General features: G+C 54.4%; 19 protein-coding genes and 4 pseudogenes. 12 read left to right on the forward strand and 11 right to left on the reverse strand.

Translation table 11 applies throughout. The features are described 5' to 3' along the window. The first annotated feature begins 17 nt into the window (after positions 1-17). The 4 genes and pseudogenes from ACMTA2_RS16770 (at position 18) to ACMTA2_RS16785 (ending at position 4,084) form a co-directional block, all read left to right on the forward strand. Positions 18-1,421 carry an amino acid permease gene (locus tag ACMTA2_RS16770; protein ID WP_208555563.1) on the forward strand — a complete coding sequence of 468 codons (1,404 nt, stop codon included), beginning with the start codon at positions 18-20 and terminating at the stop codon, positions 1,419-1,421. A gap of 64 nt (positions 1,422-1,485) precedes the next feature. Further along, positions 1,486-1,889, forward strand: a pseudogene (locus ACMTA2_RS16775) (transposase); the annotation flags it as partial. 317 nt (positions 1,890-2,206) lie between these two features. Next, positions 2,207-3,226 (forward strand): annotated as a pseudogene (locus ACMTA2_RS16780) (HAMP domain-containing protein); the annotation flags it as partial. 93 nt (positions 3,227-3,319) lie between these two features. Beyond that, the gene (locus ACMTA2_RS16785) at positions 3,320-4,084 is read left to right on the forward strand and encodes a methyl-accepting chemotaxis protein (RefSeq protein WP_413795672.1); all 765 of its coding nucleotides are present in this window, start codon (positions 3,320-3,322) and stop codon (positions 4,082-4,084) included. Here ACMTA2_RS16785 and ACMTA2_RS16790 read toward each other — a convergent pair. From ACMTA2_RS16790 to ACMTA2_RS16815, 6 genes and pseudogenes are all read right to left on the reverse strand, one after another. Beyond that, positions 4,081-4,278 (reverse strand): hypothetical protein, encoded by a 198-nt coding sequence (locus tag ACMTA2_RS16790; protein ID WP_208555565.1) that lies wholly within the window; start codon positions 4,276-4,278, stop codon positions 4,081-4,083. The two genes, ACMTA2_RS16785 and ACMTA2_RS16790, sit on opposite strands and share 4 nt — an antisense overlap. A 238-nt stretch (positions 4,279-4,516) precedes the next feature. Beyond that, a pseudogene (locus tag ACMTA2_RS16795) lies at positions 4,517-5,785 on the reverse strand (tyrosine-type recombinase/integrase). Positions 5,786-6,143: 358 nt separating this feature from the next. Further along, positions 6,144-7,925, reverse strand: coding sequence for a UvrD-helicase domain-containing protein (locus ACMTA2_RS16800; RefSeq protein WP_413790878.1), 1,782 nt, complete (start codon positions 7,923-7,925; stop codon positions 6,144-6,146). Then, positions 7,925-10,063: an AAA family ATPase gene (locus tag ACMTA2_RS16805; protein WP_413790879.1), complete on the reverse strand. Its 2,139-nt coding sequence runs from the start codon at positions 10,061-10,063 to the stop codon at positions 7,925-7,927. The genes ACMTA2_RS16800 and ACMTA2_RS16805 overlap by 1 nt, the downstream gene beginning before the upstream one ends. Positions 10,064-10,432: 369 nt before the next feature. After that, a complete protein-coding gene (locus tag ACMTA2_RS16810) occupies positions 10,433-11,599 on the reverse strand; it encodes a reverse transcriptase family protein (RefSeq protein WP_413790880.1) in 1,167 nt (388 codons plus the stop codon). Positions 11,600-11,790: 191 nt separating this feature from the next. Further along, on the reverse strand, positions 11,791-13,080 hold the full coding sequence (locus tag ACMTA2_RS16815; RefSeq protein ID WP_413790881.1) for a phosphoribosyltransferase-like protein: 1,290 nt from the start codon (positions 13,078-13,080) through the stop codon (positions 11,791-11,793). A 450-nt stretch (positions 13,081-13,530) separates the two neighbouring features. Between ACMTA2_RS16815 and ACMTA2_RS16820 the strand changes: the two genes are divergently transcribed. The 3 genes from ACMTA2_RS16820 to ACMTA2_RS16830 are packed head-to-tail and all read left to right on the forward strand — an operon-like array spanning position 13,531 to position 17,214. Then, positions 13,531-14,757, forward strand: a complete 1,227-nt coding sequence (locus ACMTA2_RS16820; RefSeq protein ID WP_413790882.1) for a hypothetical protein — start codon at positions 13,531-13,533, stop codon at positions 14,755-14,757. After that, positions 14,750-15,211 (forward strand): three component ABC system middle component, encoded by a 462-nt coding sequence (locus ACMTA2_RS16825; RefSeq protein ID WP_413790883.1) that lies wholly within the window; start codon positions 14,750-14,752, stop codon positions 15,209-15,211. The genes ACMTA2_RS16820 and ACMTA2_RS16825 overlap by 8 nt, the downstream gene beginning before the upstream one ends. Further along, on the forward strand, positions 15,208-17,214 hold the full coding sequence (locus ACMTA2_RS16830; RefSeq protein ID WP_413790884.1) for a DUF3732 domain-containing protein: 2,007 nt from the start codon (positions 15,208-15,210) through the stop codon (positions 17,212-17,214). The genes ACMTA2_RS16825 and ACMTA2_RS16830 overlap by 4 nt, the downstream gene beginning before the upstream one ends. Positions 17,215-17,407: 193 nt before the next feature. On the opposite strand, the pseudogene ACMTA2_RS16835 reads toward ACMTA2_RS16830, so the two are convergent. The 5 genes and pseudogenes from ACMTA2_RS16835 to ACMTA2_RS16855 all read right to left on the reverse strand — a co-directional run. Next, positions 17,408-17,527: pseudogene (locus ACMTA2_RS16835) on the reverse strand (DUF4113 domain-containing protein); the annotation flags it as partial. Between the two features lie 490 nt (positions 17,528-18,017). Next, positions 18,018-18,491, reverse strand: a complete 474-nt coding sequence (locus ACMTA2_RS16840) for a DoxX family protein (RefSeq protein ID WP_413790885.1) — start codon at positions 18,489-18,491, stop codon at positions 18,018-18,020. Between the two features lie 34 nt (positions 18,492-18,525). Continuing rightward, positions 18,526-19,290 (reverse strand): HvfC/BufC family peptide modification chaperone, encoded by a 765-nt coding sequence (locus tag ACMTA2_RS16845; protein WP_413790886.1) that lies wholly within the window; start codon positions 19,288-19,290, stop codon positions 18,526-18,528. After that, on the reverse strand, positions 19,287-20,141 hold the full coding sequence (bufB, locus tag ACMTA2_RS16850) for an MNIO family bufferin maturase (RefSeq protein ID WP_413790887.1): 855 nt from the start codon (positions 20,139-20,141) through the stop codon (positions 19,287-19,289). The genes ACMTA2_RS16845 and bufB overlap by 4 nt, the downstream gene beginning before the upstream one ends. Positions 20,142-20,168: 27 nt before the next feature. Beyond that, the gene (locus tag ACMTA2_RS16855) at positions 20,169-20,441 is read right to left on the reverse strand and encodes a BufA1 family periplasmic bufferin-type metallophore (RefSeq protein ID WP_413790888.1); all 273 of its coding nucleotides are present in this window, start codon (positions 20,439-20,441) and stop codon (positions 20,169-20,171) included. A gap of 248 nt (positions 20,442-20,689) precedes the next feature. Between ACMTA2_RS16855 and ACMTA2_RS16860 the strand changes: the two genes are divergently transcribed. The 5 genes from ACMTA2_RS16860 (at position 20,690) to tnpC (ending at position 24,418) form a co-directional block, all read left to right on the forward strand. Continuing rightward, positions 20,690-21,262, forward strand: a complete 573-nt coding sequence (locus ACMTA2_RS16860; protein WP_413790889.1) for a sigma-70 family RNA polymerase sigma factor — start codon at positions 20,690-20,692, stop codon at positions 21,260-21,262. Further along, on the forward strand, positions 21,259-21,900 hold the full coding sequence (locus tag ACMTA2_RS16865) for a DUF1109 domain-containing protein (protein WP_413790890.1): 642 nt from the start codon (positions 21,259-21,261) through the stop codon (positions 21,898-21,900). Before ACMTA2_RS16860 ends, ACMTA2_RS16865 begins: the two co-directional genes overlap by 4 nt. A 238-nt stretch (positions 21,901-22,138) precedes the next feature. Beyond that, a complete protein-coding gene (tnpA, locus tag ACMTA2_RS16870; protein ID WP_413790891.1) occupies positions 22,139-22,456 on the forward strand; it encodes an IS66-like element accessory protein TnpA in 318 nt (105 codons plus the stop codon). Then, a complete protein-coding gene (gene tnpB, locus ACMTA2_RS16875; protein ID WP_413790892.1) occupies positions 22,453-22,659 on the forward strand; it encodes an IS66 family insertion sequence element accessory protein TnpB in 207 nt (68 codons plus the stop codon). Before tnpA ends, tnpB begins: the two co-directional genes overlap by 4 nt. A gap of 190 nt (positions 22,660-22,849) precedes the next feature. Then, the gene (tnpC, locus tag ACMTA2_RS16880) at positions 22,850-24,418 is read left to right on the forward strand and encodes an IS66 family transposase (protein ID WP_413790893.1); all 1,569 of its coding nucleotides are present in this window, start codon (positions 22,850-22,852) and stop codon (positions 24,416-24,418) included. Positions 24,419-24,510 lie beyond the last annotated feature (92 nt).

The raw sequence follows: 24,510 nt of genomic DNA on the forward strand, positions 1-24,510 counted from the left end.
TCAGAGGTAGTAGTACGATGGATGCAAGTTTTGCTGTAAGTAAAGATCAGGGCCAGGAGAGCAGCCTGAAGTCGGGATTAAAGCCCCGACATTTGACGATGATGTCTATCGCGGGTGTTATCGGGGGTTCTCTGTTCGTGGGCTCTGGTAGCGTCATTCATAGTGCCGGCCCCGCGGCAGTTCTAGCTTATCTTGCTGGCGGGATTCTCATGATGCTCATCATGAGAATGCTCGGTGAGATGGCAACCTCTTCCCCCGACACTGGATCATTTTCTACCTACGCCGACCGCGCTATCGGGCGCTGGGCGGGATTCACCATCGGTTGGCTGTATTGGGGTTACTGGGTAATCCTCATGGCCTGGGAAGCCTACGTGGCCGGAAAGATCCTGCACAACTGGGCCCCCGGCATAAGCGTTAACGTTTTCGTGCTGGCCACGACTCTCGTGCTGATCAGTATCAATTTCTTCAATGTTAAAAACTACGGAGAGTTTGAGTTCTGGTTTGCCTTGATCAAGGTAGTGGCCATCTTCAGCTTCCTGGCAATTGGCAGCCTTGCAGTGCTCAATATCTGGAGTTTCGGCCCTGTTAGCGGAATCAGCAATCTAACCGAACATGGATTTATGCCGAATGGCTTTGATCCCGTAGCAGGGGCCATGCTCGGGGTTATGTTCGGCTTCCTTGGTGCGGAAATCGCGACGATCGCAGCATCAGAGTCTGACAACCCGTCCCGTCAAATTGTCAAGACCACTAAATCGGTGATCTGGCGTGTCGCACTGTTCTATGTCGGCTCCATCTTCCTGATCGTATGCCTTGTCCCGTGGAATGACCCGATGCTGGGCGAATCCGGCTACGGCTCGTACCGCCGTACTCTCGAACTGCTTGGCATCCCTGGGGCTGAGCTGATTATGAATGCTGTCGTGCTGACATCTGTAAGTAGTTGCATGATCTCTGCCCATTACACGGCGTCCCGTATGCTGTTCTCGCTCGCGAGTCGTGGTGACGCACCGGCTGTTTTCAAAATTACTTGGCAAAAAACCGGTGTGCCTATCTATGCCGTCATCGGTTCTTGCGCGATTGCCATCGTTCTAGCGTTCATTAACTTCAGCGAAACTCTGCGCCCCAAAGATGTGCTCGATACGCTGATGAACACTACCGGCATGATTGCTTTGCTGGTTTATCTGGTGATTGCGTATTCGCAGCTTAAAATGCGTCGCAAGCTCAAAAACCAGAGCCAAGATATCCCGCTCAAAATGTGGCTCTATCCTTGGCTTACCTGGGCAGTGATTGTATTCATTCTGGCGTGCATCGTGATCATGGCTTGTATGCCTGAATACCAAATCCTGATTGTATCTACCGGTGGTGCAGCGATCCTCGTCGCACTGATCGGTGTCGTCCATCAACTACGCAGCAACTATCGCTAAGGAAACTCCGAGCAAGTCCTCAGGCGTGCTGAAATACGCCCTTACCACCTGATCCGAGCCAGACATGAGCCAGATGAGCTTTTCCGACTTCGAACATGCGGGCAAGCGCAAGCAGACCCGCCGCGAACGGTTCCTCGCCGAGATGGATCAGGTGGTGCCCTGGAGTGGCTTGCTGGGGCTGATCGAGCCGTTCTACCAAAGGCCGGTGGCGGACGTAAACCTTACCCGCTGGAAACAATGCTGCGTACTCATCTGTTGCAGAACTGGTTCTCGCTGAGCGATCCGGCCATGGAAGAGGCGCTGTATGAAATCACGCCCATGCGTCAGTTCGCACGCCTGACGCTGAGCGCGCCGATCCCCGAAGACACCACGATCATGAACTTCCGACACCTGCTGGAAAAGCACCAGTTGGCCCCAGCAATCCTCGCGGTCATCAACGGTTATTTGCAGGAAAAGGGTCTCTCCCTCAGCTGACCACGTTGTTCGCTCTGTCAAACCTGTGGATGGCTCGAAAACGGCTGGTGGCTATGGGCGAATTGCGCGCTTAACGCGGAGAACTGGGCGTAGAAGCCCGCCAAAACAGACGGTATGGGGTGTTTCTCGGCAAAGACCGTAGAGCGCTGCGACTTTTTCAACTCGTCACTCAGAGATGACGAGTTGATCGGAGCATCCCTAAGGAAAATCGGGACACTCACTTGCTTTCAATCTTACCCATCGTGCGTCCCTTTATAAACGCGCGCACTGGACATCAAGACCTTCGAGAACCCCTAGCAATGAAAAAAAATATGCGTTTCAGCCATAAAATCCTGCTTGCCGCCGCCTTCATCGTCCTTGCTGCCTTTGCCTCGTTCACGTTGTACAACGACTATTTGCAGCGCACTGCCATTCGTAAAAACCTGGAAAACTATCTGCAGGAAATGGGCGGAGTGACCGCCAACAATATCCAGACCTGGTTGAACGGGCGCAGTCTGCTGATCGAGAACCTCTCGCAATCGGTTGCCCTGAATTCCGATGCCGACAACGTTGCCAGACTGCTAGAGCAAAAAGCCGTGACCTCGACCTTCAGGGGAGCCTGCCTCGGCAGCAAGGACGGCTCTTTCATCATTCGTCCGGACAGCAAGATGCCCGATGGCTATGACCCGCGTGTACGACCTTGGTACAAGATCGCGCAAGGCAGCAGCGGTTCGGTATTAACCGAGCCCTATATGGATCTGGCCTCCGGACAACTGATAATTTCCATTGTCGACAGTGTTATCAAAGACGGCCAAAATATCGGAGTGGTCTGTGGCGACCTGACTTTGCAGGCGATCGCCGACAGCCTTGGCACCCTGAATTTCAACGGCATGGGTTATGCCTTCCTGGTCAGTTCCGAAGGCAAGATCCTGGTACATCCCGACAAAGCGCTGGCAATGAAGTCGCTCCAGGATATCTACCCACAAGACACGCCGGCCATCAGCAGCGAAATAAACGAAATTCAGGTCGACGGCAAAACCCACATTGTGACTTTCACCCCGATCAAAGGCTTGTCATCGGTCAACTGGTACATCGCTGTTTCGGTCGACAAGGAAAAGGCCTACTCGATGCTCAGCGATTTCCGTACCTCGGCAGTGATAGCGACGATCATTACTGTGGCCATCATCATCGCCCTGCTGGGCCTGCTGATTCGCATCCTGATCCAGCCATTGCACGTCATGACCCGCACCATGGCCGACATCGCCAACGGCGAAGGCGACCTGACCAAGCGTCTGACCATCCAGAGCAACGATGAGTTCGGCACCCTCGGCACTGAGTTCAACCGCTTCGTCGAGCGCATTCACGGCTCGATACGCGAAGTGTCCTCGGCCACCGAGCGAGTCAACGAAGTGGCGTTGCGTGTGGTCGCGGCTTCCAACTCGTCGATGGTCAACTCCGACCAGCAAGCCTCGCGCACCAGCAGCGTAGCAGCCGCCATCAACCAGCTTGGCGCAGCCGCCCAGGAAATTGCCCGCAACGCCGCCCAGGCATCGAGCGAGGCCAGCGCTGCCCGCAGCCTGGCCGAGGATGGCCAGCAAGTGGTGGATCGCAGTATCGTGGCGATGAATCAGCTGTCGAGCATGCTCAGTGCCTCCAGCAACAACATTGAGTCGCTGAACAGCAAGACGGTGAACATCGGGCAGATTCTCGAAGTGATCACCAGCATCTCCCAGCAAACCAACCTGCTAGCGCTCAACGCGGCCATTGAAGCGGCGCGGGCTGGTGAGGCCGGACGTGGTTTCGCGGTGGTCGCCGACGAAGTCCGCAACCTGGCGCACCGCACCCAGGAGTCGGCGCAACAAGTGCAGACCATGATCGAGGAGTTGCAAGTCGGCGCCCGCGAGTCAGTCAGCACCATGAGCGACAGCCAGCGTCATAGCCAGGACAGCGTGGAGATCGCCAACCTCGCCGGTAAACGCCTGAACAGCGTGACCTTGCGTATCGGCGAAATCGACAGCATGAACCAATCGGTGGCCACCGCCACCGAGGAACAGAACGCCGTGGTGGAATCGATCAACGTCGATATCACCGAGATCAATACACTGAATCAGGAAGGTGTGGAAAACCTGCAATCGACGTTGCGGGCCTGTTCCGACCTGGAACAGCAAGCAGCGCGGTTGAAGCAGCTGGTAGGCAGCTTCCGGATTTAGGGTTTCTTCAACGATAAGTCCGCGCCTACGGAGATAGGTTCGGACTCATTCTGCATTTGCTCCCAGAGCTCCGCCGCGCCGGTAAATTCGGTGTCATCCTCGGCACTCAGGTCATCCGGGCCGTAACGACCCAAGCAGCCCTCGCCCAAGGTCGCCGGAGCTCTGGATGTCGCTTTATCCAATGGATCAGGCATTCCCCTATCTCATGCGCGACTGCTGCCGCACCAACCGATTAGTTCAGCATGTTGTAGGTAGAGCTCGCTAGCATGGCTTGGAATCATCTTTTTTTGCTCTCGATACACCCTGAAAACAAGTCCAGAATTGAGTCCATTCCTGCTTCAGGAATAAAAGAAACCCCTTGGATTTCAATGGGTCGGACACCAGATGCGAGTCTCGTTTCCCACTCCACTGTTTGATTTTTAACCGGTATCGTCAACCTGTTGTCACCCTCGCTGCATTCTGCCTCAACAGGTCTAGATAGTTCGCCCATCGTTGAGCCGCCTCCCGACGTTGCACCAGCAGTTGCGCGCGCGCATACACAGCCCCCAGCGCACCTGGCATACGGTGGGATAGCGACAGTTCAAGCACGATGGGGTCAATGCCCAAGTGCTCGTGGGCAATGGTGCGGTAAGTGGCGCGAAAGCCGTGGGCTGTGATGTCGTACTCTGGCCAGATACGTTGAAAGGACTTGAGCATGGAGGTCGGATTAATGGGGCGACCTGGATAGACCGGTGAGACGAACACCCAGCCTTTGCCTTCTTCATCCACCACGCGGGTTTTATGTAGCTCGCGTAACAGTACCAAGGCTTGTTCAGGCAACGGCACGATGTGTTTGCTCTTGTCCAGATGCTTGGTCTTGCTCACCACATAACGCCAATCGGCACCGACCAGATCGACGTCTTCCCAACGCATCTGCACCAGTTCGCCAGGGCGGACCGGCAACACGACCAGCAGCCGCATGGCGGTGGCAACACTGCCGTCGTTACAGTCATCCAGGCGTAAAAGAAATCTGCCCAGGTCGGCTGGCCTTTCAATCGCCGGATTGCTCGTCACGACGTGGCGAATCTTCAGCTCCTCGATGTTACTGAGCGCCACGTTGCGTTCCACCCAGCCTCGACCTTCGGCAAAACCCAGGATGGAACGGATGATGGTGCGTACGCGCCGCGCCATGGCCATGATGCGTTGGCGGCGCAGCTCCGTAATGATTGTGGTGATGTGTTCCAGCTTGATCTCGCTGACCGGTTTATTGCCGATGGCAGGCAAAATGTGGTTACTCAGCGCGCCACTAAACCCTGAGATGGACTTGGTGACAAGTTCGGCAGACTTAAATGCGAGCCATTACTTGGCCACATATTCGAAGGTGCGCTCTTCGTTGAGCAGCTGTGCCTCGATCTTCGCGGTCTTGGCTTTGAGCGGAGCAATGTGGTTGGCCACGTCGCGGCGTGCGCCGCGGGCAATGTCGCGTGCTTCCTTCAGACCGATGTCGGGGTAGGCACCGATCGAGAAACGGTTTTCCTTGCCATGCAGCCGATACTTCAATCGCCAAACCTTGGAAGGGTGTTTTCCGACCTTGCTCGAGGCCCTTACCTCCAAGTAGAGGCCAGGGACTTCGCCATCGGCGTGCTTGCCGGTTTCGGTCAGTGAGCGGATCAAGGCATCGCTGAGTTTTCGTTTGAAAACAACCGCATTATCTGGGGGCATCGGTGGGGGCATCCTTTTTAAGGAACCGAAATTTGCCCCCAATATGCCCCCATGAGTCGTGGAATCCATTGGATTTAGACAGACGGCAGCGGACTGAAATTGTCAATAACTATTTGCTATATAACGACTTTATGGAATTTAGTGGAATTCCATTACAGGCTATCGGGGTCCCCAAAAAACATCTGAATGAGGCTCTATTCCGATAGTTTCAGGCCGAAAATTGCAAGTTATGCCCCCGCATTTGCCCCCACGCGCACTCGGTATACGACCGATTGCGAACGGGTAACCTGACAGATTCCAGTATGGCACTGGCTGGCTTTCAGTAGTTAATAGGTGGAGGGTAAGGCTTCCGGTGATCTCAGTCTGAGTCGTAACTAAAGCGGCAAGCTACGAGTGACTCGGTCGGTGTATAGACCCCGTACCGTCCTTTCGATCGTCCCGTTTCTGAGATCAAGTGAAGATGTTTTCGAGCGCGGGAGCTCAACACATAAAGGAGCTTGCTCGCGGCAACATGACCGTCCGCTTCATTGAAGTGAGGCACCATTCCCTCCAACAGGCCGAATGCGATAACAACGTCGAACTCGGCGCCCTTGACCCCATGAATAGTGGAAACTGTTATGCCGGTCCGCTCACGAAACACCTTCTTGAAGAATGACACTTGATTGATGTAGCTCGCTCCGGCTTTCTGGAGTCTCTCGATTCTCGATGCTGAGCTGTTAAAGAACGCCTCACGGTGCGCCGCGAGCGGTGGGAAATTCTCCGGCGATAAACTGAGCCGCTCAAACAAATCGGTGAAAGCTTGATCCAGGTACCTGAGTCCATCCGTCTCATCAATCGAGAGTGCGTTGCACTCCCCTAGCAGCTTTCGTTGCGTAAGCCGCGTGGTGTCCACACCGAAATCATCGAGGTCTTTGATCACATCGTTTGCCCAGCGCATTCGACGAACTAGCAGCCTCGGTGAAGACTCTGTCAGCAAGATTTTGGAGAGCTTGAACCAGAAATTGTCCGAATCGTTGCTGAAAGGAACGAGGCCTGGACCATCGAACTGCTGATCGGGCAGCATCGCCACCAGTTTACGGGTCGTGGAGGCCAGCAAAATCCACCATGGAGCGAGCACGCAGATGTTTTGGGGTGTATTGCCGGCGGCAAGACTCACCTGAATCAACCTGACCAGTTCATCGTGCACATCGGTGTGAGCGACGTCCTGGTTGTAGGTCACCAGGCTGGGAAACGCTGCATGCTCGCCCGCGCTCTTAATGCTCGTCGCGTGGACGTTGAAGTTGGAGAAATAGCTGATGATCCTCTTGCTAGACCTGTAATTGCGACTGAGTGCCATCTCTTTGATCGGGATGCCGGCCTGGGCGCGGAAGTCAGCCACTGGTATCGCATAGCCGCCGAGCGATCCGTAGATTGCCTGGTTCGGATCGCCAACAATGAACGTCTTCGTCTGCCCGCGGCCTGCGCGCAGAATGGTAAGCAGAAGGCTGTACTGGATCTGCTTGGTGTCCTGGTACTCATCTACCAGAACATGGGAAAAAACCCGCGAAAGCAGAACCGCGATATGCGCCTGGTCCCGCATGAGGGTATGGGCGTGCCACAGAATCAGTTCGAAATCGATCTGTCGACTGGCTGAAAGCTCTTCGAAGTATGCAGCCAGAACCTTGTGAATCGCATCGTGCTTGCGAGTGTCTTGGCATCCAAGGTAGTACCCGGTCTCGCTAACGTAGTAGTCGCAATCCCAGTGAGTGACGCCTCGATAAGGGGCGCATAGCCGCTCCAGCATGAGTTCGCGATCATGTGTGTCGATGACACGGTAACCATGCGCGAGCGCGGGGCAGTAAATGCCGTAGGGCTTGATGATCCACTCCAGGCAGAACGAGTGAATTGTGCCGATCCACAGCCCGGAGGTGTCGACGCCCAGGTCTTCAATACGCTCCTGAATCTCATCGGCGGCTCGATGGGTATAGGTAATGGCTACAACGATCCGTTTGTCTGCGCGGCGAGACAGCTCATAGGCAATTTTGTAGGTCAGGGTGCGTGTCTTGCCGCTGCCAGGGCATGCGGTAAGGAAGATGCTTGACGGTTCTACAACGGCCGCAACTTGCTCGCAATTAAGATCCCGCGGGTCCCAGGTGAACATCACGCCATCTCCGCCAGGAACGCATTGATGACGTCCCCCTGCAGCATAAAGGCGACTGCCGCTTTGAGGGTCTGCAGGCTAATTTCCTCTCGCTGAAAGCGTTCCAGCTCAAGCCGGAAAGCAGCGTGTAGAGGGGCTGCGGAACAATTGGAGCTGAACCGGCACTCGGCGCGATGTTGAAGGATTCGGGAAAGCAGCGGACGGGAGAAAGGGCCATGTGCGAAATGAATGGCTTGCTGGATGTAGGTGGGAATCTGTACCTGAGGGGTGAGCTGGTCGGCGAGCAGGATGGCGAACCATCCCTTTCCCTCCTTCTGGGCCATCGTCAGCGTTCGGCCTCCCATTCGGGCCAGTTGGCCAGATTGGAGTGCTTTGATCGACTCCTCGATCGTCGCTGCGTCCTTGTACACTTTCGGGACAGTCTTAACAACGGCTTCATGGTTCCCCGCTGCGACGAAGTCGACCTCGAACGTATGTTTGGCGTAGAACGTTGCAAGCCATGGGTTCTCGGCAACGAAGACATCCAGTTCGGCTTTACGTTCTAAACCAGACTTCTGCGAACCGGCCGCTTTGACTTTTTTCGCTACCGTAGGTGGGGCATCGGTGGGCAATGGCGTGATGTCGAAGAACGCCTGATCGAGGTCGGTGACGATGGCGCACCGCTTTCGGATGCGCAGGTCGTGGAACAGGACTGCTACATTCTTGAAGCCCGTGCTGCGGATGTTGATGACACTGATCCCTAGCTCGTCAACGCTCAAGCCCAGCACCTGCTTGACGAGCACCGGGATCAGAATCTCTTCCACATCACCTTCGACAAGAATTACGCTCTTGGCGAAGAGCAAATTGCTACGCACTGCATCGAGATAACGCTGAATGCTCGTGACCTGGGACGGTTCAAGGCCCGTAGCTGGCTGGTAGGCCTCACAAAATGAGCCGTGCCGTCCTAGAATGTTGACGTTGTTGACATTACTCACCTCTGAGATGTGAGTGGAGTGTGTGGTGTAGATGATCTGCGCGTCGCTGTACGCGATGCGGTCGAACAGGGTCTTCTGAATGTGGGTGTGGATGTGCGCTTCCGGTTCCTCGATCAAGAGGAAGTTGGCGATGGAAAGCTTTTCGCGTTGGTACTTGAACTCCAGAAGCTTGAGTGTCAGGTAGATCAGGTTGGCACCACCCAGGCTCAACTCATGAATCGCCCCCTCGTATCCTTCTTCTGACTCGCCCACGAAAAGCCGTAGCGACTGGAAAAGTTTCTCAGCCTCCTCAGGCAAGTCAGATTTGATCGATAGCGAAGCAGGTGAGTAGGTTTCACCAGCAGCGTCCTTGATGGTTTCGCGGATATGGTTGCGAACCGACTGCACATCCTCAAGGTCCTCGATGGATGTGTTGAGATCGCGAACCATCTGAGTGATCGGCTGCATCGTCTCGGGGTTGATCTCCCCGCTTTTGCTCTTGAGCAGGGTAAGCAAGGGGTTCGTTCGGTTGTTATGGAACTCTGCTACAACGTCGCGCAGCGCCTGAATGAATGTAAGCGAGACCTCTTTCGTAACGGAGAGGAACCCGGGCACTTTCGCCCCTATTTCCGGAAATTCCGTCTCCGATTTGAAGTCGCACGACTCGAAGTCGCCGACGATGGATTCGTACACGGCGGGGGCGCTGAAGTCGGCGCTACTCCGTCCTGTGAAAATCGTTTCATAGTCGTCGATTGTGATCGCACTGCGGATTTCAGCAAGCTTGTCTTCGTCAAAGATATCAAGGGCAGCCAGCTTCAGTCGGATCTCTTTCTTGGGCCGGAAGATGAGGTTATAGGTAGCCTTTCGGAGCGGCGTATCTTCAAGCGTAGCCGTGCCATGTAGGAACAGCGCCTGCACGGATTCGTCGGTGCTGATCTCCTCGAACTCCATGCTGATGATGATCCAGTGACCTTGCCACTGTCCGAGCGAACGGCTGAAATCTGATTCCTCTAAGCGGTAGGCGGCACGCACCATCGTGTCGTCGAGCAGAAGCCGGATCGCTCGCAGGATGTTCGACTTGCCGGAGCCGTTTTCCCCGATGATGGTGTTCACCCCCTTGTGAAACCGAAGGGTCGTGTTCTTGAAATTCCGGTAGTTGACCAGGGTCAATTTGGAAATATGCATTCTTCTCCGGTCCGCCGCTCCCTGAGCAGCCTTAGTTATTTGGAAGCAATCGTAACCCAGCCGACTCAATTCAGGGGCGTTTCGCGGAATTGGTCCAGCACCATCCAGTGAGCCGCAGTGCGCATGGGCTATTCGAATGCGACAAGCTATCGCGTTGACTTGGCTCCGCCCTGGTCACGGATGACTGAAACGGAACTGCCGTGATGAGAAGGTGGACGCGGGATCAACCTATGCAGATCTGAGGAGCGCCGCGGGGCGTCTGGATCAGCGAGACTTGCTCGACATCGTTACCTGGCGCCCGCTATCAAAGGGGATGCGATGGTATTTGTAGTTAGCGATGCGCTTAATTCATTCGGCTCTACTGCTATGTCAGTACAGCACTGGCCACCTCACTCGTTCTAGCCTCATCTTGATGTCTTTACCGTAGTCAGGCTCGATCTGGATAGCGTAGGCGGCGAGCCCCATCAGATGATTGCGCATGCCCACCACCGCCGAAAATCCTCGGCGCTCAGCGTGCTTCAGAGGGCCGATGTCTTCGTGCTCCAGATAGTGCAGGTGCATCCGCAATTTCATCTTGAAGGCGCGGGTCAGCCTGGGTTCATCCCTGTCGACCTGAAGTCCCAGAACAATTTTTCGGCTGCGTGGAGACACGATCGCCGTCTTGGTTAGGTTTGGATTCAGGCCGAAACGTCTCAATATTCCGTAGATTTCGTAGATGGCTTTACGGGCATCCTTCCTTTGAAATTCAGGGTCGCTAGTGGAAAGCGTAAGGTCATCAGCGTATCGCGTGTAGGTTAGCCCGTACCGATCTGCCATTGCTGTCATTAGACCATCTACTTCCCTCATCGCGAGGTTAGCGAGCATTGGACTGGTCGAAGCACCCTGAGGTAGATGGCCAAGTCTCGACACGGCATAGGGACGGATTTTTGACTTCTCAATCGGAGCTTTACGGAACCATTTCCGCGAGCGTCGCAATCCGTTGAAGGGGCCGACGCGCGTGCACAGGCGCGACAGCTCCAAAGATACGAGAGGCTGATAGCCAAGACTGCGGAACACCCGGTAGCAGTCTACTTCCGAGATCGACTCGAAGAAACGTTGTACGTCAACCTTGATCAGCCAGCGGCTGGAGCAGTGAGGCGCAGTTGCATCAACCAGACGGCAGTTCGGTGCAAATGCTGTGCTGGCGTGGTGGGGCTTTCCTTTCGCTAATACGTTCTGGGAAATCCATTGTTGCGCCACTGCTAGGCTGTGCGGTGGCACGCAGATAACTCGGAATGAGGTGGGTTGGCCAGGACGCGCACGTTTGCGGACGCGAAAAATCTTGTAGGCATCTATCTCTCTCGCGATGTAGTCACGTAGATGCAGGTATGGCACTTGGGTTAGATGGGCTAGGTGTTTCAGGGTTAAAATCGGAGGCAGGGAAGGGTGAATTGCTACAGTTTTCTGGCCCGTTGCGATCGCTGCTGCCATTACAGGGGTGGGGACGCCGACTGCTCCTGCGGCGCGACGATAGTGCTGAGGCTTCCAATCCTTCATCTACTTTGACACCCGCAGGGTGAGTGCTCGCGCCGCAGGCAGAAGGCATACACCACTAGGCTGTGGCGTGAGCGCTTAGCCGTAAGCAAGGGCTAGGACATAGGGCAACAGTAATCTGCGCCCGGTAGATGAGTTGTGAAGCCTACTCATCTTGGCGGCAACATTCTAAGAACGCACGCCGGAGCTAGAATCTAGATTGGTTGCCTCAGCGAGGTGGGATAGTAAGGTTTTGACTCCTGTTTGCCAATCGGCATTATATCTGTAGCAAGCCGCAGCTGCTTTCGCGCGTGCGCGAGCTGGCCGGCTCCTCGGTCGGTGACTCGTCGTTGTGAGTCTATCCATCCATAGGACGCCATCAACCGAAGCACTTTCGCGAGCTCTTGCGTTGTTAGGCCCGTTCTACCGGCCAACACCCTGTCGTTTAGCCGTGGCTGACGTGACAGGGCTCCGAGGAGCAGGAAGATCTGTCCTGTGGGTATATCGGATTTTAATATTGCGTTTGATTTAGCTAGAGTGGTCTGACCGAGATTATTGAGGCGAGCGTTAATTTTCTCGGTTGTCAAGCCAATCCCGAACTCCTCTTTACTGATGCCGGCAGATACTCTGGCCGGAAATAGAGGAGTCCATGCATTCTCCTTGTTCTTCGAAGCCTTGTGAAACATCAATGGGACGTTATTGGGCGCACCATGAGCAAAGACCAGAAGGGCACCTGCATTGCCATACCCTAGGCTCGGCCCGCTCCAGACCCAGGGCGCATGTCCTGGCTCTCCCTCAGTTGGATCATAGGCTGTACAAAGTCGCTTTATTTGTTCGGCGACCTTGGTTGAAAACGCCGTGTCGATTGTAGGACACGGCAGAACAAAGTGTATCTGTGGTTTGCAGGAGTGCCTTGCCACACTGCGCTCGCCGCGTTCAGTGGCCGAATAGGCCATCACAGCAAATTTGATGAATCGGCCTGACCACCAGCTTCGTACGGATCGCACAAGCCATGCTGCTTCAAGATAGCGCCAAGCTCGATCGCCGCTGCCTATCAGATCCGTTACGACCCAGAACGCTCGCGCACGCTTGCGCCGAATCTGCTCAGGCCCCGGATGGTTGAGGAAAGTTTTAGGATACTCACGGCATAGCTCTGAAATCATCTGCGCGACAATCCCTTCACTGCCCACGGAGGGATCGTAGGCCTTCGTCGGCTTCACTGCCTCAGGCCCAGCCGAGCCATAGGCTCGTCGAATTTTTCTTTCGGTTTCTTTGAACAAACGATGCGGTTTCCCGTAACGGTGTCTGAGCTCCCGCTCGGCATACAGCGCCACCGCTCCATTGACGCTCTCGGCTTCGCGGATAAGCATCGCGCGCATATGGTCGACGAAGTCATCACGCGAGACGAACGCCATGGCCTCCAAAAGCTTACTGGCAAGCGCGCGATCCCCGAGGCTGAACTGCGTCAACCATGTTTGGGCCCTGATATCACGGTCTATAGCCATTATTGCGTCCAGGACTGAATTAATTTTTGAAACCATCCAGGCTGTGCGTGGATCTATGAGCGCTGGGGAAAATACGTTCTTTCAGTGCTACCGGGATGGCTGAGTTTGTCCACAGCTACTAGCAGATCCATCATGGCACGTTAATGACCGTGTGTTCAGAGCCAGTAACTGCCCAGCTTATCAGCGACGCACCGACCAGGTGGTTCTTCTCCTTCCACCGTTGATCGATGTGAGATAGCTTTTTGCAATCACCCCATTTCCAAGCTGATACTATATAGCTGATTAAGCTATTGTTGCTGTATCTATATACAGTATTGGTATAACTGGCTCTTGCCTTCGCCAACGCCAAATAGGTTCCTGGCGGACTTTGAGGCTCTGACTCCGTTACGGCTGCGCCCTTAAATTCAGGCGGATCGGTGGTCAAGGAAGAAGCCATAACGTGGAAAGTGTATGGATACGACGCAACCTGCCCCGGCAGCGGCAGCTGGTGATTCCCAGCTGCCTTTCGATGCCACACTCCTCTTCAAAGCACTCCAATATCAGCTATTGGTCGCAGTTGACTACTGTTATGCCTTGCAACCAGGGCAGTGCCTTTGGCTTGAGGTCTTTGGTGATGTGACTGTCCCCGGTGTCAGTCAGACAGAGGTCAAGCTGTACACGGACAAGTTGACGGATAGCCACACCAACCTCTGGAATACTCTGAAAAACTGGCTACATGAGAATTTTGACCGAGCGTCCTACCAGAGCCTGATATTGCTCACTACCCAAGAATTTGGCGCCCAGACCTTGCTGAAGGGATGGAATGAAAAATCCCCATCCGAGAGGCTTGAGGTTTTGGAGACCATTTTCGCAGCCGCGCAGGCCGCGAAGAAAGCAGCGAAACCTACATCCAAAGATTATGATTCTGACGCTGCGAAACCCTCAAAGGCTCAGTCTCTGCAGCAGTATGTAATGGCCACCGAGCGTCGCGCTGATCTGATGGATGTCCTGGAGAGGATGCGGATAACAACGGGCGCGGATTCACTGGAACTGCGCCTCGAAAAGTTCGTGACAAGCAACCTCAAGATCATTCGCCCCTCAAAGTGCCAAAGATTTATTGATGACCTCCTAGGCTTCATGAGCAGCACCGAACTCGTGCAGAAGGGATGGAAAGTCACCTATGAAGCTTTTACCAACAAATTGACCGAACTCACCAAACTCCACATGAAGCACCCGACCACCTTCCCCCCCGTGGATGTGGCGGTGCTCAAGAAGTCGATCGATATCGAGCAGATCAAACCCAAGCTGTTTGCCAGAAAAATAGTGGAAATTGGTGGAGAGCATCAACTCAAGAGGGCAGCTCTGCACCGGCTCGTTGCTGAGACGACCATCTCTGACCTCTATGCAGATGGCGAGCTATTCAAGACCGATGTTGATCGATACCTCAACAACCATCTAGAGCGTCATCTATATGGTCGGGAAAGCGCGATGCTTGACTGCTCTGGGATCTATTGCACGACGCAACTCAAGACTCAGTCCATGAAGTTTTATCTGGATCAGCATGCCACGGATGTCGAACAGTTCTGTGGCCTGGAAAGCACGATGACCGAGTTTCGCAACGGTATCTACCACATGCTTGCCGATGATGTGTCTGGCGATAAGGATGAGGAGTTTCACTGGAGGCTATGGAATGAGTAATTTGGCCTCGGATCACCTCTACACGTTGCACAGGACGCCGTTTGCTTTGGCGCCTGTAATTCAGAGCTTTTACGATGAGTGGGAGTCTCAGGAAAAGGACATCTTGCTGAGCTACCTGATACTCCCATTGGTGACCTACAAACCGATGCAGTCATTTCTGCACCTTGCCAAGCGCAGTAGCTCCGTCAGGACGATGACTTCCGACACTGGCAGGCTGCTTGGTTTAGCACTGCGCGTTCAAGAATTCAAACCCATCACCAATGCTGCGTTGCTGATACTGACAGCCGAGAAAAGCCTGGAAATCACACCAGAAATGTCGGTGCTTTCAATCAACAAGCTTCGTTCGGAGAACGCTGACAAAAATTTGCTGCGATATAGCAAGAAATTGGCAATGGTGTTTTCCGACGAAAGCGCCGTCTCTATTTATAGGATGTTAGGGCTCAAGTCGTTATGAAGTGCTATGTAAGATATATCGGTGTGGTTGACCAGAATGACGTGGTTCATTCTGTACCTTTTGAACCGGGTCTGAATATCATTACCGGGAAGTCTTCCAAGGGTAAGAGTGCCATTCTTGATATTTTCGATTTCTGCATGGGCAGCTCCGAAGATACGATACCTGAAGGAGTAATCACCGAGCGGGCCAAGCTTTTTTTTACGGCCCTCCGGTTTCAGACCCTTGTGGTAGTCATTGGACGTCTCTTAGGGACGAAGCGTTGTTTCATTCGCGAAATCTCTGGGCCTGCCATTGACGATGTGCATACGCTTATAGAGGACGCAGGCGAGTTTTTTTCCCCGTCGTTTTTCCAGCACCGTGATGAGTTTCTCAAGAGTCTGGGCCGGTATTTCCAGGTCACTCTCGAAAACATCGACGTTGACCCGTTGCTGAAAGAAATCACCGGTAAAAAAAGCGCCACCCCTTCAGTTCGCAGCTTCTCGTCCTTCATGCTGCAGCATCAAAACCTGGTGGCGAACAAACATGCGATTTTCTATCGATTTGAGGAAAAGCGTAAGCGTGATCAGGCGATCGAGCATTTTAAGATATTCATGGGAATCGTCGGAGAGGACTATTTCGATCTCGCCAAGGAGCACACGGAAGCTTCCTACGAGTTGAAAAGGGCGCTTGCCCAAGTACCTAAGCAGGACAAAATAAAAGCAGATTTCCTTGCAGAGTTCGCCAGCTTCCTTGCCGAATACGAGGCATTGGCTGGTCAGAAATTAACGGATCTGACACCTGATGACATTTGGCGTAAACCAAAGGCGGCGCTGACTCATCTGACCGGGATAGCTGTTAGGGTGGATGGACTGTCAAGTGCGTTTGAAACCAAACGGACGGAGCTCCAGGTCAAGAAAGCCGAACTCATGGCTCGCATCCAGAAAACCTTGAACAAGCGTTATCTATTGAAGGTGTCCACGGAGCAGGCATCGGGTTTTGGGGAGTCATTGACTTCACTTAGTTTCCCTAAGGCTGCCAGTCTGGAGGAGACCGTGTGCCCTGTCTGCGCCTCTCAATCCGAAGTGGCCGAGGATGAGGCAAATAAGCTCTCGGCAGCCATCCACTGGTTGAATGATGAACTGAAGCTTTCCACATACGCGCGCGAAGGGTTTGGCGAAGAGCGCCGAGTGGTGGACGGTAAAATCAAGGAGCTGCGTCAGCAGTTGGATGTCGTCCAGAAGGCTCTGAAACCATTGGATGAGGAAGCCGATCGGCTGGATAAGTCCAAATCCGTCGACGCCTCGGCTCAGAAGGCAAAGCTCAAATTGGAGCTGGCGATTGAACGTTGTATCGAGCAGCCGCCTTCCCAGATGGCCGGAATGGTGGAGCACTGGCAGAAACGGGTTGAGGAGCTCGAACGGCTGATGGCCAAGTTCGACGTCGAGCCAAAACTATGGGCCCTCAAAAACGACATCAACAAGAAAATGAAGTTGTTTGGGAGCAGGTTTGATTTCGAGGAAACCTATAGGACAGGTTCTTTGAAATTCGATATCGATACATTTGATCTCTGGCATGAGAAGCCTGGTGACGGTGGATTCCCCAAGAAAATATTCCTGCGCTCGATGGGGAGCGGTGCCAACTGGTTGTATTCCCATTTGACGCTATTCATGGCGCTGCATTATCAATTTGCAGCCCATGACGCAAAGTGCAAGATTCCACCCATTCTGTTCTTGGATCAGCCCACGCAGGTGTACTTCCCATCAACCGATGATGCTGAAGATTTTAAGGCTGCTGACCTTCGTGGGGACAGGAAGACCGAAAAGACGCTTGACGACGATGTGAACGCGGTCTCGAAAATGTTCACAGAACTCGCCCGGTTCTGCGATGAGACGCTTGTGCAAACAGGTGTGATGCCTCAGATAATTGTTTGCGATCACGCCGACAGGCTGACTCTTGATGATGGATACATCTTTGAGAAGTTTGTCCGCGCCCGATGGAGAACTAGAGGACTAATCGCCGATTGACCTTTCAACGCAGCAGGTTGGAGCAGGCGCTGACGCATCGGCAGCCAGAGCTTGCTGCTTTGTCTGATCTGAAAGCGAGTTTTAAAGTGTAGAAACTCAGACTTGATCTGATAGTTACAGGGTTGCCGGTCCTGACTGTCAATTCAAGTCTGTGCTTCTACACAGTCCCGGAGATACCGCGCCACACATGAGGTTACGTGCAAGAGACCTTCCACAACTGATCCAGCCGGGTCGCATAGCTCTGACTCATCATCTCCCGTCGCATCCCCCCAACTGGATTATCCGGCACTCTAGCCGAACGCAGCGTGCCTTTCGTAAGCGTCCGGTAGACACGCCTTGACAACGTCATTTCCAACGAATGGTGTCCGTCTTCTCCGGCACACACCATTTCCCCTGTGGCCTTCAAAACCACGATCACTTGCAGGGCTTTGCACAAGTGCTAGCAGTAAAGGGTGAGGTCAGTTCGATTAGTGACTAATCAGCGTATCGATGCCATCCGGCTTGTCGTGAACACCGAATCGATCCACGAGTGTGGAGGTTGCCCGGTTCATACCGATAACATCGACCTGAACACCCTCACGACGAAGCTTGAGCACTACCTTAACCGAACATAACTTTCAGTAAGGATGATCTTTATGGGGTGTTTTTTTGTTTGTAGTGGTTGCTCCCCGGTGGTTGTGAAATTTTTTATGCCGCCGCTATGCCACGTACCGATGGTTTCACTCGATTATCTGTCCGAAATACCTGATTGGGCCTGAGTACGTAATCCTCCCATTAGACAGTGCGAGGACGGGGCCTAAGCATCACTTGATGCCGAGTAGTCGATCCAGCGACATTGCCCCACCACCCCGTGCGACGATGAGCAATAGCAAGCCTGCCCAGGAAAGGTGCGTTGGCCAGGCGTCAGGGTAGACAAACACCTGGATCACAAACGTCATGCCCAGTAACGCGAATGCTGATAGTCGTGAGAACAGGCCCAGCACAAGAAGCAGTGAAAACAAATGTTCACTGTAGGTGGCAAGATGCGCGGCCAGTTCCGCAGAGATAAATGGCAGTGAGTATTCTGTGCGAAACAGCTCATAGGTACTGGGCGTAATCGTCAAAAAACCACTGACTTTGGTGCGTCCTGACATCAAGAAAATGGCCGCGATGGATAGGCGAGCAACCAGCACCAATAGCGAGTCACCAATCATCAAGCCAAGTCGCTCTGCAATGCGGTTCCACATGCCCCGCAAAGATTTGTCGGCGGTGGACGACGTATTTCGTATTACGTCCATGATGTGCTCCGTTGGTTAAGTTGGTGCTAAGTCTTTAGGAAGGGCGATGGATGCTTACAGCAACGAATGCATCGGCTCTGAATAAGCGGGCAATGAGGTCTGTCAAATCCAAGTCAGGCTGAACTTCAAGGGTTTTTTCTGCGGCCAGTTCAAGCGGCAAGTGTGCCGCGCAGGCATCTAAAAACGTGCAATCCGCAGCACTGGTGGCCTCCCAACAAACCCGGCCTTGCTTGCGCGTCAGAAGCGCCCCTTCGCCGTGCCAGTCGAGTTCGTCAGGCATGTCCCGCTGTTCGCGATTGAAGCGCCAGATAGTGTAGGCCGGGTGGTCTGGGAACCAGGCCCAACGGGAAGCTGCTCTCAGTATGAGCCGGCTACGGGCCAACTCTTTTTGGGACAGGCTCGCTAACGCGCTCGGATTAATGTCGGGTTCATCTTTAGCGCAATGGACTTGTGTCCAAAGCAGATCCAGGCGGCCAACATCGCCCAGATAAGGCATTTCTCGCGCATGTTCAAAAGCGTCGAGAAAATCCGGGAACTCAGCGCCGTAGTGCAGCAGTCGGGAATCCGTCGGTGGCGACTGCCGGGCATAGATCGCTGCAGCGGCCTTAAGCCACTCTGTCCCGACCAAACGCTCGATGGTGGGAAAGTTCGCGAGTAATGCGTCCATGGATCCTTTCAATACAGTATTGCGGTACACCAAAAAACCGGGCTGTTCGATTAGTGCAGTCATTCCAGTCGAATTTCGCTCATATAACGCATCGACGAATGCATCCTGAAAGCTTGCGAGTGAGGTGCTCATATCGTCACTTCCGATGGTCGCCTCTTACCGATGTTCAACAGCGTCTGTGCTCGGTCTCGTTCAGCCAGCAAGACGTCGAACCCTGGGATATTGTCGTCGCGCTCGATCAAGGTCGGGCACATGCCGATCCGTTCGATAACGCGTTGATACAGCAACCAGACGTCGTCAGCGATGGGGGCATCGTGAGTATCTATTAGCAACCGCGTATCCCCCGGATCCACTGCGTGGCCTGCCAAATGGATTTCCACGATTGCCTTAGCCGGGAAGGCATCCAGATACGTTCCCGCATCAAAACCCAGGTTATGCGCGCTGATGTGGACGTTATTGACATCCAGCAGTAACCCACAGCCAGTTCTCGCGCTCAGCTCGGTCAAAAAGTCGAGTTCGCTGAATTCATGACCATCCAGGCGTAGGTAATGGGTGGGGTTTTCAATGGCAATAGGGCGTCCTAGGGCATCTTGTGTCCGTTGGATATTGCTTACGATGCGCTGCAATGCCTCGACCGTGCGAGGGAATGGCAATAGGTCAGGATGATACTGGCCACGCCATGCTGACCAAGCTAGGTGCTCGGAAATCAACGCAGGCTGAACGTGATCTGCCAGCGCTTTCAGGCGCATCAAATGGTTTTCGTCCGGCGGACAATCGGCAGCCAGTGAAAGTGAAACGCCGTGCAGCGACAGCGGGTGTTGATTCCCAATTGCCTCCAGCCATGCGAGACGGGGACCACCACGTACCATGTAGTTTTCCGGATGAACTTCGAACCAGAGCCCCTCAGCCGTGCAGTCAAGCACATCTGAGTAATGATTTGGTTTCAGGCCGAGCCCGGCCCCCATCTGGCGTTCAGTTTTCATGGTTAGTGTGCCCCCGTGGTATTACGATTACTTGGGGGCGAGAGTGCCCATGCCTTTTGGAGTCTTGATGGAGGTACAAGTACCCGCAGGGACGTTTTTCCAGGCATTAGGCTGGTAGTCCACTTTGGCGGTGCCTGCGCAGGTGGTACCTGCACCCGCCTTGCAATCGTTCTTGCCCGCCAGGGCAACGCCGTAACATTTCTCCATGGCGCCTGCGGCAGCAGGAGTCTCTGCGGCCATAGCACCTGCCGCGAATGTAGAGAAGGCAACAGCAAGGGCGGCAAGCTTGAGATTGTTCATGGTTGTGTCTCCAGATGATGGGGGGGGGTCGTCGCATCAGCGCTTGAGTACCGTGCTTGCGATCCAAAAGGTAGTTCGATGGTTTTTCACTTTCGGTTACAGCGACCGCAAAATATTTTTCAAACCTGCAAAGCTGATTCGCTTGTTACCTTATGCCGGTAACCGCATGTTAGATCCGCTGCTCGTCACTAACGCCGGCATCATGCATGAGCGAGATATTTTTACTTTTCGTGTAACCAGAGCGAGCGATGGAACGAACTACACATAACGATGTGTTGCGCAGTCGAGAGCTCCACCTTCAGGCTCTGTTTATCGCAGGTCTGGACGGAGATGAGCGGTCTTATCGAACGTTTTTATCGGAGTTAAGTGGTCATCTTCGTGGTTTTTTACGCTCGAGACTTCAGCCGCGACCTGGTGAAATCGAGGATTTGCTGCAAGAGGTTTTGCTGGCCGTTCATAATGCGCGCCAGACTTATCGGATAGACCAACCGCTGACGGCGTGGGTTTTTGCCATTGCGCGTTACAAGCTCACCGATTTTTTCCGAGGGAGGTCACGTCATGACGTGTTCAACGATTCCCTTGACGATGCGGCAGAGCTATTTGCCGAGCCATATCTTGAACCTGCGCAGGCCAGTCGCGACCTAGGCAGGTTGCTTGAGCAGCTACCTGAACGTCAGCGTCTACCTATCGTGCACGTGAAAATAGAAGGCCTGTCTGTTACTGAAACCGCTCAAATGACGGGGTTATCTGAGTCTGCGGTGAAGATAGGGATACACCGAGGACTTAAAGCACTGGCGTTAAGAGTTAGAGGTGCACGATGAATACTGATGATTTTATTTCCCTGCTCGCGTCGGGTGTGGCCCCGGTTGACCGCAGGATGCTCGCAAAGCGATTCAGCGGCGCGGTTCTGGCCGGCCTCTTGGGCGCCACTTTGCTGGTAATAGCAATAATGGGCGTTCGGCCAGACTTGGGCCAGGTCATGGCTACACCGATTTTTTGGGCTAAGATCGCCTTTCCGCTCTGTCTGATGATCGGTGCGCTGAGTACGGTAATGAGGCTGGCTAGACCTGGAATAGCCTTGGGCCCCGGCAAAATTCTGATTTTCGCCGCAGTCGCTTCGGTGTGGGGCGGATCTATCTATGTACTCTTAGTGGCCGCACCTGACGATCGCGTTGCGATCATCCTCGGTGAAACCTGGAGAGTATGCGCACGCAACATAACCTTGCTGTCGATTCCGGGGTTTATCGCTGTGTTTTGGGCGCTACGCGGTCTCGCGCCAACCAACCTGACGCTCTCAGGAGCCTGCGGCGGACTGCTAGCAGGCTCAATGGCAACGATTGCTTACTCCCTTGGCTGCCCCGAGATGCAGATACCATTTTGGGGAGTGTGGTACTTGTTGGGCATGCTGGTGCCGACGGTACTAGGCGCATTACTCGGTCGACGCTGGCTGCGCTGGTAGCAGATCGTGGGCATCACCCGTGCTGACGGTCAGAAATATCTACCGACACCATCACTTCAGGCGATGCGTGATACCGAACGCATATTGAGATCAAACAGATGAGCTAGCTGAACAATCATGATCCATGCCTGATACTGCGTAAGGGGCCGGCGAACACACCTTCCGAACCCGGCCGATAAGGGCGATTGTGTCTGCGTAATTTTAAGCGGACGCAATTACCCTTAACGTCAGGATCGCCATGCGTGAACGTAAGTCCTATCCGAAATCCTTCAAGGCCCAGGTGGTCCACGAGTGCCAGCAGCCTGGCGTTTCCGTGGCAGCCATCGCGATGAGTCATGGTATCAACGCCAATGTCGTGCGCCGTTGGCTACCGCTTTACCGTGATCAGCAGGTCGCCACCTTGCCAGCTTTCATTCCTTTAAAAGTCGAATCAAAACGAGTGGCTGAAGCGCCGGCGATCATTGAATTATCGCTTGGTCAGCAAACACTCACGGTAAAGTGGCCAACTTCCGATCCCGAAGGATGCGCCCGATTCATCCGTGGGCTCGCGCAATGATCCGCATCGACTCCATCTGGCTCGCCACTGAACCGATGGACATGCGAGCGGGCACCGAAACCGCATTGGCCAGGGTGATCGCGGTGTTCGGTGCGGCGAAGCCGCACTGTGCTTATCTGTTCGCCAATCGCCGCGCCACACGGATGAAAGTGTTGGTGCATGACGGCTTCGGTATCTGGCTGGCTGCTCGCCGCTTGAATTAAGGCAAATTTCACTGGCCTGGCATTCGTCATGGTTCTGAAATGGAACTGGATACCGAGCAACTTCAGGCGTTGGTGCTGGGCCTGCCATGGCAACGCGCGGGCTCCGGCGGCGCGATCACACTGCTTTAGCGGCGGCCATTAGCCTATCGGGCTATCGCCGCGAATTGTCTGGTCTGGCAAAATCGGCGCCATGACTTCGCTCCCCAATCTCGATCACCTTACCCCTGAACAACTGCGCGCTTTGGCGGCGCAGTTGATACAGCGTGTCGAGACACTCGACCAGCAAGTCGAAACCATGGGCAAGACGGTCGAGACCATGGGCAAGAAGATTCATCATGGTCAAACGGTGATCGAGAAGCTGAGCCACGAAATCGCCCAGCTCAAGCGCTTGAAGTTTGCCAAGCGCAGCGAGCAGATGAATCCTGAGCAGGCCAGCTTGCTCGATGACTTGATCGATACCGATATCGCGGCGATTGAGGCCGAGCTTCAAGCCTTGCAAACCGCGCCAGCGGCGACCGAGAAAAAGCAAAAGCCCAAGCGCACGGCCTTGCCGGTAGAGTTTCCACGCACGCTGATCCATCACGAACCGGACAACACCCACTGCCCATGCGGCTGCGCACTCAAGCGCATCGGTGAAGACGTCAGCGAGAAGCTCGATTACACGCCCGGCGTGTTCACCGTCGAGCGCCATGTGCGTGGCAAGTGGGTCTGCGATGACTGCGAAACACTGATCCAGGCACCGGTTCCGGCGCAGGTCATCGACAAGGGCATCCCGACCGCCGGGCTGCTGGCCCACGTCATGATCGCCAAGTTTGCCGACCACCTGCCGCTTTACCGTCAGGAATCGATTTTTGGTCGGGCCGGCCTGGCGATTCCACGCTCCACTTTGGCTCAATGGGTGGGTGTTACCGGCGTGCAGTTGCAGCCCTTGGTCGACGCGCTACGCGATGTGGTGCTTGGGCAGCAGGTCGTCCACGCCGATGAAACACCGGTGCAGATGCTTGCGCCAGGCTCGAAGAAAACCCACCGTTCTTATGTTTGGGCCTACGCCACCAGCCAGTTTTCGGACGTGGCAGCGGTGGTTTATGACTTCAGCCCCAGCCGCGCCGGAGAACATGCTCGCAACTTCCTGCAAGACTGGAAGGGCAAACTGGTGTGTGATGACTTTGGCGGCTACAAGGCCAGTTTCGAACTCGGTGTGACCGAGATCGGCTGCATGGCCCATGCCCGGCGCAAGTTCTTCGAATTGCACGCCACCAACAAGAGCCTGCTCGCCGAGCAGGCCCTGCGCTACATCCAGTTGCTGTACGAAATCGAGAGCGAAGTCCGCGATCTGGAGCCGGATTTACGCCGCCGAATACGGCAAGAAAAAGCCGTCCCGGTGATGGATAGACTGCATACCTGGATGATCGCCCAGCGCGACCTCGTGCCTGAAGGTTCGGCTATTTGCAGAGCACTGGATTACAGCTTGAAACGCTGGGCAGCGCTGTCGCGCTACCTCGATGACGGGGCCGTACCTATTGATAATAATTGGGCGGAGAACCAGATCCGGCCGTGGGCGCTGGGACGCAAGAACTGGCTCTTCGCAGGATCGCTACGCAGCGGCAAACGAGCGGCGGCGATCATGAGTTTGATCCAGTCGGCACGAATCAATGGGCATGATCCGTACGCGTATCTGAAGGATGTTCTCACGCGCCTGCCGACGCAGCGGGCGAGTGAGATCGATCAGTTGCTGCCGCATAATTGGCAGCCGGTCTAATCACGCAAGGCGTGATGCCCGGACGCATACGATACTGCTTTGTAAGCGACCTGCTTTGGGCCACTCAAAACAGCGGCTGGCAGAGGGCGTTG

Source organism: Pseudomonas medicaginis, assembly GCF_965119365.1.
GTDB lineage: Bacteria > Pseudomonadota > Gammaproteobacteria > Pseudomonadales > Pseudomonadaceae > Aquipseudomonas.